The sequence below is a fragment of the Brachyspira sp. G79 genome (assembly GCF_002379365.1).
Classification (GTDB): Bacteria; Spirochaetota; Brachyspiria; order Brachyspirales; family Brachyspiraceae; genus Brachyspira.
Window position 1 is genome coordinate 1889277 of sequence record NZ_JQIU01000008.1, and the last position, 15482, is coordinate 1904758.

At 28.1% G+C, this 15482-nt stretch carries 10 protein-coding genes and 1 pseudogene; 1 reads left to right on the top strand and 10 read right to left on the bottom strand.

Features of this window, described 5'->3' with window-relative positions:
• Nucleotides 1-188 precede the first annotated feature (188 nt).
• Nucleotides 189-960 (top strand): annotated as a pseudogene (locus tag KQ44_RS09755) (HAD-IIB family hydrolase).
• Between the two features lie 173 nt (nt 961-1133).
• On the opposite strand, the gene galE reads toward KQ44_RS09755, so the two are convergent.
• From galE to KQ44_RS09810, 10 genes are all read right to left on the bottom strand, one after another.
• Entirely contained in the window at nt 1134-2126 is a 993-nt protein-coding gene (gene galE, locus KQ44_RS09760; RefSeq protein WP_096737235.1) for a UDP-glucose 4-epimerase GalE, read from the bottom strand.
• Between the two features lie 323 nt (nt 2127-2449).
• Nucleotides 2450-4057 (bottom strand): peptide ABC transporter substrate-binding protein, encoded by a 1608-nt coding sequence (locus KQ44_RS09765; RefSeq protein ID WP_096737236.1) that lies wholly within the window; start codon nt 4055-4057, stop codon nt 2450-2452.
• Nucleotides 4058-4391: 334 nt separating this feature from the next.
• Nucleotides 4392-5732 (bottom strand): adenosylmethionine--8-amino-7-oxononanoate transaminase, encoded by a 1341-nt coding sequence (gene bioA / locus KQ44_RS09770; protein WP_096737812.1) that lies wholly within the window; start codon nt 5730-5732, stop codon nt 4392-4394.
• A 116-nt stretch (nt 5733-5848) separates the two neighbouring features.
• On the bottom strand, nt 5849-6514 hold the full coding sequence (bioD, locus tag KQ44_RS09775) for a dethiobiotin synthase (RefSeq protein WP_096737237.1): 666 nt from the start codon (nt 6512-6514) through the stop codon (nt 5849-5851).
• Between the two features lie 16 nt (nt 6515-6530).
• Nucleotides 6531-7532: a biotin synthase BioB gene (bioB, locus tag KQ44_RS09780; RefSeq protein ID WP_096737238.1), complete on the bottom strand. Its 1002-nt coding sequence runs from the start codon at nt 7530-7532 to the stop codon at nt 6531-6533.
• Between the two features lie 14 nt (nt 7533-7546).
• Entirely contained in the window at nt 7547-8530 is a 984-nt protein-coding gene (locus KQ44_RS09785) for a biotin--[acetyl-CoA-carboxylase] ligase (protein WP_096737239.1), read from the bottom strand.
• A 270-nt stretch (nt 8531-8800) separates the two neighbouring features.
• On the bottom strand, nt 8801-11167 hold the full coding sequence (locus KQ44_RS09790; protein WP_096737240.1) for a transglycosylase domain-containing protein: 2367 nt from the start codon (nt 11165-11167) through the stop codon (nt 8801-8803).
• Nucleotides 11168-11909: 742 nt separating this feature from the next.
• The gene (locus tag KQ44_RS09800) at nt 11910-12713 is read right to left on the bottom strand and encodes a carbohydrate ABC transporter permease (RefSeq protein ID WP_096737241.1); all 804 of its coding nucleotides are present in this window, start codon (nt 12711-12713) and stop codon (nt 11910-11912) included.
• Nucleotides 12714-12765: 52 nt separating this feature from the next.
• Entirely contained in the window at nt 12766-13674 is a 909-nt protein-coding gene (locus KQ44_RS09805) for a sugar ABC transporter permease (protein WP_096737242.1), read from the bottom strand.
• A gap of 77 nt (nt 13675-13751) precedes the next feature.
• Nucleotides 13752-14996 (bottom strand): ABC transporter substrate-binding protein, encoded by a 1245-nt coding sequence (locus KQ44_RS09810; protein WP_096737243.1) that lies wholly within the window; start codon nt 14994-14996, stop codon nt 13752-13754.
• Nucleotides 14997-15482: the final 486 nt, after the last annotated feature.

Sequence of the window (15482 nt, forward strand, 5' to 3'; positions counted from 1 at the left end):
AATTAAAATATTGTTATTACTGGTTAATTAAGTTTTAAAATAGACCTAAAATTAAAAAAAAATTTATTATATATTTTAATAAATGATAAAAGCTATAAAAATAATTGCATAATAGTTAATTTGGATTATAATTAGTGTATTGTAAAAATAAAAAATATTTTAAAATTAATATCTTAAAGAGAGTTGTTATGAAATTATTTGTTAGCGATTATGATATGACTATATATATACATGAAAAAAATAGATAAAACTGTTTTCGATGCCATATCTAAATGGAGAGAGGCTGGAAATATATTTGCAATAGCCACTGGAAGAAATAAATTTTCTATATTTGAGCATATTGACAGACATAGTCTTACATTTGATTATCTTATAGCTAATAACGGAGCTTTGATATTTAATAATAAAAGAGAAAATATATTCAAAGATACTATAGATGAAGATACAGCATATATGGTTATAAAATTTCTTCATGATACTTTCGGAGGTACTGTAGAGATAGCCAATGATGATTACATTATATCTGTAAAATCAAAAGATGGTAATGATATACTTCCTTTTAGGGTAGATAAAAAAATAAGTATTGATGAAATATATACTGCAAAAAATATTATACAGATAAATAAAATGACTTCTGATATTAAAGCTACAGAGAATATTGCAAATATTATCAATAAAGAATTTTCTTCTTCTCTTATTGCTTACGGTAATATAAGAACGGTTGATATAGTAAAAAATACTGTTAATAAAGCTAATGGAGTAGAGTTTTTGTATAATCTTTTGAAAGCTGATAACAATATAAGTAAAATTCTGACTGCTGGTGATTCTAATAATGATATAGAAATGATAAAAAAGTATGACGGCTATGTTCAGATTAATGCAAGGGAAAATGTGAAAGCTGTAAGTAATAAATATTTTAATTTTATTTCAGATATTATTTATAAAGAATTGGGATTATAAATTTTATTAGTAATTGATAATTCAGCTTTGAATACAGAAGTTAATAATCTCATTAAAAAAATAATTGCATTTTTATATGATTTGATTAATTATCACAGTTTATTGTTAATATAGAAATAGGTTCAATAAATATATATTACATTTATTGAACCTATGTTTAAAAAACAGAAATATTATCTGTCATTATATCCATTAGGGTGATTTTTATGCCAATTCCAAGCTGTTTGTACTATAGTTTCTAATGAGTCTATAGTAGGAGTCCAGCCCAAAACTTCTTTTGCTCTCTTACTGCTTGCAATAAGTTCTGATGAATCGCCTGCTCTTCTAGGGCAAACTTCCGCAGGTATAGGGTGCCCCGTTACTTTTCTAGCTACTTCAATAACTTCTTTTACACTGAATCCGTTTCCATTTCCTAAATTGCATGAAATACTTTTACCGCCGTTTTTTAGATAATTCATAGCAGCAATATGTGCTAAAGCTAAGTCGCAAACATGTATATAATCTCTCAAACAAGTGCCATCTCTTGTAGGGTAATCATCACCAAATATTTTTATTGATTCTCTTTTTCCTAGCGGAACTTGAAGTATTAATGGTATTAAATGCGATTCAGGTTTATGATCTTCACCTATATGTCCGTCTGGGTGAGCTCCTGAGGCATTAAAATATCTTAAAGCAACATAGTTAAAATCATATGCTTTTGTATACCAAGAAAGTATTTTTTCTAATGCTAATTTACTATCTCCGTATGGATTAGTAGGCTCTTTTCTGCAGTCCTCTTCCAAAGGTATTTTTTCTGGCTCTCCGTATACTGCTGCTGTAGAAGAGAATATAAAGTTCTTTACTTTAGCTTTAAGCATAGCATTAAGAAGATTTATAGAATTGGATACATTATTCTGATAATATTTAGCAGGATTTTGTACACTTTCTCCAACTTCTATATAGGCACATAAATGCATAACAGAATCTATATCATGACTTTTAAAAATTTTATCAAGTAAATCACTGTCTCCTATATTTCCATGATAAAAATTTTTGCACTCTTTTATAGCTTCTTTATGTCCGTATTCTAATGAATCTATTATAACGGTTTCTATATTTTGTTTTAAAAGTTCACAAACGACATGCGAGCCGATATAACCCGCTCCTCCACATACTAAAACAGCCATATTTATACTCCAATTTTTATTTATTTTGATACAAGTATAATTCAACTTATAAAAAAGTCAAAGAATTATTTATAATAATTTTAGTTATAGTATTTAAATTTTATAACTGTATTTTTGCATTAGTAATAGCTTCATTTCTATATATTAAATGAATAAATTATAAAATATTTTGTACAGTAATTAATATTATATAATTTAGAATAAAATAAAAAACTAGCAAAAATTATTTTTAAATATGTTTTGGAAATAAGTATATTATATAAAATTAATAATTTATTTATATTCCTCTTTAAGTGTTTATTAACATATAATAATTTAGAAAACTATTCTAAATAAGCATTGAAAAATCTGTAAAGCCCTTGTGAATCATATTCTATACCTTTTAATTTTGGATATACAAGTAATGCTTCAGAGTAAAAATATATTGGTATTATGGCATTATCTTTTATAAAAATATCCTCTGCCAAATGAAGGGCATGCATTCTTATATTATTATTTTTATTTGTAGAAGCTATATTTATGTAATCATCAAATACATTATTAGAATAAGAGCCGTAATTGTTGGGAGCATCACTTTTAAAAATATTCAAAAAATTAATAGGATCATTATAATCAGCATACCATAAATAAACAGCCATATCAAAATCTTTATTATACATATTCTGAAGATAAGAAGCCCATTCATATTTTACTATTCTTACATCAATATTAAGTGCATCTTTAATCATGTTCTGCACTGCATCTGCTATATTTACATCAAACTCCCTTGTTGCTATAAGCAAATCAAGCACTGGAAAGTTTTTGCCGTTTTCATATCCTGCTTCTGCTAATAATTTTCTAGCCTCTTCAATATTTTTTTTATAATCATCAATATTGATATTATCCCCACCTTTTTCTCTAAAGTCTCCGTTTACATCATTAATACCATAAGGAACTAAACTTCCTGCAGGACGCTCACCGCATTTTGTAATAGATTTTACTATATAATCTCTGTCTATAGCTAAAGATAATGCTCTTCTTACTCTATTATCTTTTAATTCTTTTTTATTATTTAAATTAAATCTATAGTAATATGAAGCAGCTACTGGTACTATATGAACTATTCCTTTTTTCTTTAGAGTTTCTATATCATTTCTTGGAAAAGGCTTTGCAAAATGAATAGAGTCATTAAGAATACCTGCAAGCGAAGTATTAGGCTCTTCCATTAAAAGAAAGGTTAATTTATTAGGTTTTATATTTTCATTATTCCAGTAATTGTTATTTCTTTCTAGTATTATATTTTTATCAAAGTTTCTCTCTGTCATCTTAAAAGCACCGTTTCCAATATAGCTTTCAGGTGTTAATGTCCATTCATCGCCGTATTTATTTATTATATCTTCTCGTACAGGATAAAAAGGAGGATAAGCAGTAAGCTCTAAAAAATATGCAGTAGGACTGTTTAACTCTACTTCAAAAGTATAATCATCTACCACCCTAACACCAAGCTCTTCTACTGATTTTTTTCCAGATATAACTTCTTTTGCATTTTTTATCACCTCAAAATAATAGCTGTATTTATTAGCAGTTTTAGGATCAACGGCACGCCTCCAAGTATAAACAAAATCTTTTGCAGTAACACTTTTACCGTCGCTCCATTTTGCATTGGTTCTTATATGAAAAGTATAAATATTTCCTTCTCTGTTAATATCCCAGCTTTCTGCAGCTCCCCCTATTATTTTATTATCTGCATCTTTTTTTGTAAGCCCTTCAAAGGCATGAAGAATATATATCATTGTAAGATTGTCGGTATTTAAAGTGGGGTCAATAGTTAAAGGCTCAGGTGCTAGATTTATCACTATATCATTATTTGTATTAATTTCTTTTTTTGAAACTTTTGAACATGATATTATTGAAAGTATTAGTAAATTGAAAGTAATTATTTTTTTTAGCATGTATTTTCCTTTTGAAGTTATAGTTTTTTATAGTAAGTATACTTATTATTTTTAGTATATACCTAAACAAATATAGTTTGTCAAATTTCAGTTATTTATAAATACAATAATTCCTAAATAATATAAATTATTATTAATTATTGATAAAATATGTTTTAAACGATGATAATACATATGTTTTAGTTAAAAATGTAGTCTTTTTGGTTCTTTGTGCCAACAAAAGAACTGGGGGTGTGGGGGCAAAGCCACCACAAACAATAAATTTGAAAAACTAACTCTTGAAAACTTAAAAATTTTCAGTATATACTACGAGGTCAAATAAAATTGTATTTTTTTAACCTAAAATATCACTTATAGATTTTACACATAAATCAACAGCCTTATCTATCTCTTCTTCATTAATTATAAGAGGCGGATTAAAATATATAACATTACCCAAAGGTCTTAATAAAAGTCCTCTCTGAAGTGCTTTTTTATATATTTGATAACCCATTCTAAGTTTAGAGTCAAAACCTTCCTTTGTATTTTTATCAGTAACTAATTCCATTGCATTAATAAGTCCTATATTTCTAATCTCTCCTATATTTGGGTGATTTAATAATTTTTCTTTTAATTTATTATTTAAATATTTTGCTCTTATTTGTGCCTTATTTAAAATATCATCTTCTCTTAAAACTTTTTGTACAGCTAAAGCAGCAGAACAGCCTAGAGGATTTCCGCTATAGGTATGACTATGCATAAAAGCCTTGCCTTCATTATAGTCAGCATAAAAGGCATTGTATATTTTATCTGTAGTGATTGTTATAGCCATAGGCATGTAGCCGCCTGTTAAACCTTTTGAAATGCACATTATATCTGGGCTTATGTCGGCATGATCACATGCAAACATTTTTCCAGTGCGTCCGAAATTGGTTGCTATCTCATCAGCAATAAAAACTACATTATATCTATCGCAAAACTCTCTTAACTTTTTCAAATAAAGCGGAGGATATATTCTCATTCCAGCAGAAGCCTGAAGTAAAGGCTCTATTATAACAGCACAAGTTTCATCAGCATATTTTTCAAACTTTTTCTCAGCGTCTAAAAAGCATTCGCATTGGCAATTTTCTCTGTTTTGATTATATTTGCATCTGTAGCAGTTGGGTGCTTCTATATGTATAGTTTCCATAAGCATAGGCTTGTATATTTTGGCATACAAGTCCAAACTTCCAACAGATAATGCACCTATAGTTTCGCCATGATAACCGTCAGTAAAACACATAAACTTTATTTTTTTTGTATTGCCTATCTGATGCTGATACTGAAAAGCCATTTTTAAGGCAGCCTCTACCGATGATGAGCCGTTATCTGAGAAATTAAATTTAGTAAGTCCTTTAGGAAGTATTTTTACAAGCTCTTCGCAGAGTTTTATAGCTGTTTCATGCGAGAAGTTTGCAAATATTACATGCTCTAATTTATCAAGCTGTGCTTTTATAGAAGCATTTATTTTTTCATTACAATGCCCAAGTAAATTGCACCACCAAGAACTTACAATATCAATATATTCTTTGCCGTTTTTATCATAAAGATATATTCCCTTTCCTCTATCTATTATTATAGGAGGAAGCTCTTCATAATCTTTCATCTGTGAGCATGGATGCCAAATATATTTTAAATCTTTTTCTTCTAATGTCATAAATAAGCCTTTATTTTTATAAATAAGAGGGAAGTAAAAAATATTCCCGCACACTCTTTTTGCTAATAGTGAGAAAAGCAAAAAGAATATATAAAAATAATTATTACAATTAATAATCATTCAAAAAGTGAGGAAATATTATCTGTTTTTAATTCCATGTTATTTACAGAATCAATAATACCAACAGTCTTTATATTTGTAATTTTTTCTATCATTTCTTTATTGTCTTCATGCATAACATTTGCTTCTTCAAATCTATTTAATATAATGCCTTTAATTTTTATTTTTTTACTTTTCATATATTCTATAGTAAGAACGGCAGAATTAATTGTACCAAGCCCAGCATCTGCTACTATTAGGCATGGTAAGTCAAGCTCTTTTATAATATCTTCTAAAAATATTTTTTTATCATCATATCTTATAGGGCATATTATACCGCCGCTTCCTTCTACTATCATATATTCATGATTTTTTGAAATATTTTTATAAGCCTTTTTTATAACTTTCATATCTGGAGGATTGCCTTCAATTTGTGCTGCCAAATGAGGAGAATATGCATGCTTATAAGTATATGAAACCATCTCTTCATAAGAATCTGTTAAATTGGCTCTTTCTTTTACATACCAAGCATCGCTATCTGTTATATCATTACTTCCGCTTAAAGCTGCTTTATAATATCCTATATCAAATCCCTCTTCTTTCATCTGTTTGCATATAAGTGCTGATACATAAGTTTTACCTATATCCGTACCTGTTGCTGTTATAAAAAGTGCTTTAGCCATTGTACTAACTCCTTTTTTAATCTTCTGTTAATTCTATTTTATATCCTAGCTCCTCAGCCATTTTTTTATCTGTTTCTATTGAAATGCCAGCAGTGGTAAGCATATCTCCAGTTATAGCTGCATTTGCTCCTGATAAGAAACATGATTTTCCTTTATCTTCTAAAAGTCCTCTTCCGCCTGCAAGTCTTATAAATGCTTTGGGGTTAATAAATCTGTATATTGATACTATTCTTCTCATGTCTTCTAAAGTTAAAGGAGTAATATTTTCAAAAGGAGTGCTTGATATAGGATTAAGCATATTAACTGGAATAGACATTATGCCAAGTTCTCTTAATTCTAATGCCATGTCAATTCTGTCTTCCCAAGTCTCTCCCATACCCATAATGCCTCCGCTGCATACAACCATTCCAGCTTTTTGTGCTGCCTTTATTGCTTTTATCTTATCATCATAACTATGAGTAGTGCAAACATTAGGAAAGAAGTTTCTTGAGGCTTCCAAATTGTTATGCACTCTTCTAAGTCCAGCCTCTTTCATTTTTTTAAATCCTTCTTCATCAAGAAGTCCCAAAGATGCACATACATATCCGTCAGTTTCTTTATTAAGAGTTTCTATTGCATTATATACTTCATCAATTTCCTTTCCGTACAATGCTCTGCCTGATGTTACTATAGAGTATCTTAAAACTCCTTTATCAAAATCGCTTTTACCTTGTTCTAATATTTTATCTTTATCCAAAATATCATACTCTTCGCATTTAGTATCATAATGAGCCGACTGTGCACAGAACTTGCAGTTTTCAGAGCATTTTCCGCTTTTAGCATTTATTATAGAACACATATCAAATACATTGGAACAGAAATGTTTTCTTATAGTGTCAGCGGCTTTGCATAAATCTTCTAAAGGTGAATCTACTAATTTTAAAGCCTCTTCTTTTGTTATATTATATCCGTTCATAATTTTTAGTTTTAATTCTTCTAAAGATATTTCTTCTTTTATAATTGACTCAATATTACTCATTTATCCTCCAGTTTTTATGAAATTCTATAATTAATGCTTCCAGATGTAAGTTTATCTACTCTTCCGTCTTCAAACTCTGCTACTAAAGCAAAGTTTTCATCTATATCTAATACATTTATTATATTTTCTTTATTATCTATATTAATAGAAACTTTCTTTCCTATTAAAAAAGAACGCTTTTTATATTCATCGTAGAATGAGATATTATTAAAATAGTAGTCCCATAAGTTTTCTAATATTCTTGCTATTAAAATATTTCTTATATCAGAATTTGAATCATTAGAATTAATGGAATCCGCTGTATCATTAATTTCTTTAGGGAAACCTTTTTTTGGAAAATTAACATTTATTCCAATACCTATAACAGCATAATCAAGTTTTCTGTCTTCAAAGCTGAAAGCTCCTTCTGTAAGTATTCCGCATACTTTTTTATCATTAATAAATACATCATTAACCCATTTTATATGCGTATTTTTATTTGTTATCTCTTCTATTGATTTTGATACTGCCATAGCTGCTGCTGTGGTAATAAATGAGGTATTAAAAATCTTTTTTTCTTTTTTAAGATTAAGTATTATACTCATATATATACCTGTGCCGTAAGGAGAGAAAAAAGATTTACCGTTTCTTCCATATCCTTCTGTCTGTTCTTCTGCAATTACTACTGTACCGCTTTCTCTCCCTTTAGTGGCAAGTTCTCGGGCTATTATATTAGTTGATTCTACTGTTTTATATACGATAAAATTAAACTTATCCTTATATTTAAGCATATTTTTTTTTATTATATTTGATGAGATAATATCCGTTTCTTTTGAGAGAGAATAGCCTTTATTTTTTAATGAATTGATATTATAGCCCTCATTTTTTAATGATTTTATTGCCTTCCATACAGCTGCTCTGCTTACATTCAAATCATCTGCTAATTTCTCTCCAGATATGAAAAGTCCTTTATTTGATTCTAGTATTGATATTATATTTTCTTTAATATTTCCTTTCATATATAGTATGATATCATATAGAAAATAATTGTCAACTTTAAAACAGCAAAAGGTTTACAATTTAAATAGCTTTACAAGGATAATATTATATGTGAATACTATATAAAATAAAAGAAACTATAAAATATACGGAACTTTTGTTTATAAATAAAGTTATACATAAATGATTTTATACTTGCACTTTCGCGAATGCACCTTTGGCAGCAATTTTTTATGGCAGGAAAAGTTGAATAAGAAAAATTGACAAACTTAAAAATTTTCAGCATATATTCAACTTCTTATATTGCCTATGCTTGGATCTTCTATATTATCATTTGGAAGTAAGTATATATTATTATTTTGGTTATTATTTTGATTATTATTATTTTCTTCCTGCTGATAAGTATTAGTACCTTCTTCTAAAGGAGTATAGTAAAAGTCATCATCTTCTTCTGCCATTTCATTAGTACCAGCATCATTTCTTTGAGTACCGCTTCTTATATGGTCTATAGGACATTGAGTAGATAAATCAACATTTCCTCCTACTGTAAGAGGAGCAACATTCACGCAAGTATGATTTCTAGGTAGACCTGAATCCTGACAAATTTCTACAACTAATACATCATTAGGTATAGGCCAATGGAACTCTCTTTTAGATGAAGGCGTTATGGCATTAAGATATTGAAAAGTTGCTAAAGCAGTAGTAGCTCCTCCTGTAACTCTGTTTGGAAGAAGATCATTTCTATCACTTCCTATCCAAGTAACTGTAACTATTTCATCGTTATATGCTGCAAACCAGTTATCTCTGTGTTCACTTGTTGTACCTGTTTTAGCAGAATATGAAGGATATGTAAAGCCGTAAGTATTAGCACTTCTGTATGCAGTTCCTCCAGGTGCTATAACTTTCTGCAAAGTAGTATTTAAAAAATAATATGATGAAGGAGAAGTAGCACTTATTTTATGAGGAGTTCTGTCTACCAAAGCGGTAACACTAAGCTCATTTCCGTCCATATCAATAACCTTATCTACTATATATGGTTTATATTTTATCCCTCCGTTTGCCAAAGCACTGTATGCTGATGCCAAATCAAGAGGACTCATCTCCATAGTACCTAAACCTATAGATAAAGCATTTGGTATATAAGCATTCTCTCCAAAAAACTCTCTTGAATGCTCTATAAAATATGAAAGTCCTATATCATTTAATAATTTAACAGCTATTGTATTAATTGATTTTGATAAAGCTGTTTCTAAAGTCATTTCTCCTCTGTATCTTCTGTCGAAGTTTCTAGGAGAGTATGCAGGCTTGCCAGCACCCTGAGGATAAGTATAATTAGTATCAAGCATAGTAGAAAAAGGCTGTGCTCCGCCTTCAAATGCATACAAATATATGAAAGGTTTTATTACGCTTCCTATCTGTCTTTTAGCCTGTACAGCTCTGTTAAACTGATTTTGAAGAGTATAACCGTCGCCTCCTATCATAACAAGTATACCGCCTGTTTTAGGGTCTATAGATACCATTGCCCCCTGATAGCTTCTATTAGAAGTGCTTGACTGCAAAGATCTTATATTTTCTTTCATTACAGAATCAGCTGCTCTATAGTATCTTTCATTTACTGTTGTATATATTTTTAACCCAGATAATGCAAGCTCATCTTTATTGAAATAGTTTAATAACTCCTGTCTTACATATTCATTAACATATGGAGTTCTGTTTACTGTCATTTTCCATTGAGCACCTTTTACCTGTTTATTGATATTGGTATATTCTTTATCAAATAAATCAAGTTCTTCCTGCATTGTTTGTTTATCTATAATATTATTTTTTACAAGTCTTGATAATATCTGCTCAACTTTTTTTCTACTGTTGTCTGGATTATTAACTATAGAATAATATGTAGGATTAGGAAGCATGCCCACTAATATAGCATATTCTAATAATCTGCATTGCCTTAAAGGTTTATTAAAATAATGATTGGCAGCGGCCTCAAATCCGTAGTTTCCATCTCCTAAATAAACAGTATTAAAATACATTGCCAAAATTTCTTTTTTTGTATATTTTTGTTCTATCTCTCTTGCTGCAAACATTTCAAATAGTTTACGCTCTATAGTTCTCTCACTTTTTGTAAATAACAGTTTTGCAAGCTGCTGAGTAAGTGTAGAGCCTCCTCCTACTATTTTTCTTGTTAAAATAGTCTGAATACCCAAATATGCTGTTCTGAAATAATTGATACCTTTATGGGAATAGAATTTTTGGTCTTCCATTAAAAGAAGAGTCTGCTCTAAAAGAGGATTAATATCATCTACATTCACAACCTCATAAGCAGGCGGCATGTATTCACCTATAAGTATATTATTTCTATCGTAGATTTTTGTAGGCGGAGAATCCCCAAACGGATTTAATGGATTAAAATACCTTATTCTCTTTTCATTTCCTCTTATAACTATTATATCATAATATTCAGCAAGCATAGCCATACTTTGATCTCTTCTTGATACCCAGTCTTTATATACTCCTCCTACAAAGTACATACCCACTATACCAACTGCAACAAATATAAATAAACATATAATAAAGATAGTTAATATAAATTTTTTTAATTTGGATTTCTTCTTTTTAACGCCATTATTATTTTCTTGATTTTTTTTCTTAAACATTTATTAATAATCACCATATTGACATAATATTTTACTATATCATACTATAATATATATATCTTTGCAAGCAGAATTTATAATTGACTTATGATGTTTTGTGTATTAAACTGTCAAAATATGATTTTATGTTAATTGAGGCTCTGTTTATGCAAAAAATTCACAAAATCATTATTAGCTGTAAGTTTACTATTATTAATAACCTGCAGTATATATATATTATATTTATATACTACTTCCAAAGATATTAATAGATAATGGAAGAAGAATATTTAAATCTTTTATTATCTCTCGTTTTATCATTGGTAACCTATGGATTATTTCCCGTGTATTGGTTTTATAAATTCAGAACTATTATTTTTAATGATATGAACAAAAAGATAATTTAGACAGCTATGGAGAGAGTGCCACTGTTTTATCCATACTTATTTTTGTACCTTTCGGTTATATTTATTATATTGTAGCCTTACAGTCAAAACTAAATATTATTTATGATAATATAAATAATAATGAAGAATAATTTATAATACATTTATATATTAATAAAATAAAGGTATATAGGGTATTGACAAAAATATTTATATATAATAGAATAATACTGTATAAGAGAGGATATGAAAAAAAGTAAAAAACTGCAGTCTTATATTGATTTATACGACTGCATTTTTTATATTAAAAAATATTTTAAGTTATATTTATAATTGAACATACAATTTCTTAAGTATTGATTATAAAAACTCTGTAATTATTCATTGATGCCTCCTGCTGTAATATTTGATATAATCTTTTTAGAGAGTATTATATAAATAACAATAGTAGGAACAAGTACTATAATCACTGTAGCAAACATACCTGAAAAATCATTAGTATATTTCATAGATTGAATCATAGAAAAAAGTCCTATTGACAATGGTCTTAAATTAGTTTTATTTGCAAATATCAATGCTGTAAAATATTCATTCCATATAGAAATAAAATTAAATATAGAAACAGTTACTATACCCGGAGATGCCAACGGAAACATTATATTCCAAAAAGCTCTAAAAGGACTGCATCCGTCTATAGCGGCTGCTTCTTCAAATGTATGCGGTATGTTTTTAAAAAATGATATAAGAAAAAAAATTGTAAAAGGTATATGCATAGCTATATAAACTAATATTAATATAAACCTATTATTGATTAATTTTAAAGTTGCTGCTATTCCAAAAAGAGGAATGACTATCATTATTCCAGGTACACCCATTGCCAATACAAAAATTCTTTTTAATATATCATTTAATTTAAAATCTATTCTCGCTATTGCATAAGCAGCAGGTGAACATAGCAAAACCAAGCCTATAACAGACACAGACGAATAAATAATAGAGTTCAAAAAATATATACCAACTCTATTATTAACAAATGCTTTATAATAATTCTTAAAATTTATCCCAGAGTTCAATAGTTTTCCATCAAAAATATCGGATGTAGTAGATAATGAAGCTAAGAATATCCAGCCTATACATATAAATATTAATAAACACCAAATACTCATTATAATATATTTCATTATAACAAATAACTTATCAATTAGTATTTTTTTTCTAAACGATTAAACATAATTATTTATTATTACCCCTAAAAAATAAATTTACAAGTAAAAAAGAAAATAATGCTATCACAGAAAGTATAACGCATATAGAAGCTCCTAATCCAGCATTTCTCTCTGAAACTATTAAATTAGAACCGAACAATTGAAAATACATATATATTTTTGGTGTAATAGTTCCAGGTTCAGGATCTAAAGGCGAAAATATTTGAGACCATACAAACATTCCAAATGCTTCTATACTCCATATTACTATTGCACTCTTTATTGCATTTAATATTAAAGGTAATGTAATTTTAAAAAATTTATCAAAAGAATTAGCTCCGTCTATAGATGCCGAATCATATAATGCTGAAGGTATAGATTCCATAGAAGCACAAAACATTACCATAAAATATCCTACATTAGAAAAAGAATAGGCAATAAGCATTGACATAAATACATAGTCTGGAGAAGCCCATTTTATATTAGCTAATTGCTGAAGACCTACTAAAGTAAAAAATGATTTTAAAAAACCATAATCAGGCTGATAAAAATAATAAATCCACATAGTGGCCAAAGCAACAGAAGATATTATATTAGGCAGATAAATTAATGTTTTGAAAAAAGATTTAAACTTCATATTTGAAAATGTAAGTATAGAGGCGAAAAAAAGAGAAATAGAAAAAACTATTAATCCACCAATAAGCCATATAATAAATACATTTTTTAATGATTTTAAAAATAAACTACTTTTAAATAAAAAGACAAAATTATCTATACCAACAAACTTCCAATTTAATATGCTATCCGATATTGTTTCAACATAGAATAAACTCATAATACCCGTTCTAAATACTGGATACAAAAATGCTATCAAAAATACAATAATTGCAGGAAATACAAATATTACCGCAGTTATTTTTCTATATTTTTTATACATAATATAATACTCTAAAATAATAGATATACTGTATTTATTATTTAACAAATACAGTATATCTTAACTATATATATTTTTTATTTTTTCATTTCAGCAACAAACTCTTCTGCTGTTATCTGACCTGACATTAATTTGATAATATTAGCATTGATTATAGGAGTTTTTTCTGTATTAACATCTATTCCGCCATCTAAAGGATAATATTTGCCCAATCTTGGAAATATTTCTTTAGTATCCTCAAGCTGTTTTGTCCAATATGTAGTTGTACTTGAAACAGGAAGAGCATAAGAACGTTTGGCTATTTCCTCATCCCATTTTCCTGTAGTAAGATGTACTATTAAATCAAAAGTTTCCTTTGGATATTTAGTATTTTTATTTATTTGGAATGACTGACTTCCATAATGCATATCATAAAGTCCGTCTGTTCCGCCTTCTACAGTAGGATAAGGGAAATGTCCCCATTCAAAGTCTTCTCCTGCAGTTTCCATTACGAAGTTAGGAACCCAAGTACCATTTAAAAACATTGCTGCTTCTCCTCTTGCCAATTCATGTCTTCCTGCTGGGAATTTATTTCCTTCAACTTTAGGAGATACATATCCTAACTCTACCATTTCCTGCCAGTCTTTAGCTGCTTTTAATACTATAGGATCATCCCATAAACCCTCTGTAACTAATTGCTGAACAAACTCTGTTCCTTTATATTTAGCTATATGATATCCTAATAAAGCATTAATTTCAGCATCATCATCAGTAATAGGAGGTATTCCTAAAGCTTTTATTTTAGCACATGCATCTTTAAACTCCTGCCAAGTTTCAGGTACTTTTTCAATTCCTGCTTCTCTAAATATTTTTTTGTTATAATTAAATAAAAATACAAAAGGCTGATAAGGAACAGCATATAATGAACCATCTTCAGAAAAAGATCTTCCTAAATCAAGTAATGATTTTATAATAACATCTTCATAAGGTTTTCCATCTGTAGTATCATAAACATTGGTGATATAATCATCTAATTTTAAAGCATATTTGCCCCAATTTTTAGTAGTTCTTTCTATATTTTCATCCCAGAAATCTATAGTCTGACCATTGTCCAAAGCTGGTTGAAGTGTTTTTCTTATTTCACGTCCATTGAAATTTATCTCTACTTCTATATCAGGGTGCTTGGACATATAATCTTCAATAGCTGCCTTAACTGCCTGACCTTGAGATTCTGTTTCATTCCACATAGACCAATAAACTATTTTTTTCTTATTCGGATCACTGCCGCCTGAACAGGATAATAAAAAAATAAAAGCTGATAAAATAATAAGTATTTTTTTCATAGATGGATATATCCTCCGTAAAATTTATTTTTATGATATTATTATAAAAAATAATATTGACTGCAAAGTATAAATAAAATAGATATTATAATTACAAAATTTGAATAGATGACCCATCTATTATTGAATGATAAATTGAGGGAAGTGGTATTTATAGATGAAATACATAAGATTCAATTTTAATATTATTTTCATGATAAATACCTTTATAATAAGATGTATTATAATAGTAAATTATTATAATGAAAAAGTCAATAAATATTTTAATTTTATTAAGTGTATAAATGTATATAAGTAATAATATTGATTTTAAGTATTCATTATTTTTTTATTTAAATATAAATGTATCTGTTTATAATTTCAAAAAATATTTTGTCCTTGATAGTACTTTTAATATAAAATATAGAAATTGACAAAATCATTTTGGCATAAACCAAATATTAAAAGAATTACTTGACAATTAGAATTTTATAACTCATAGCATGT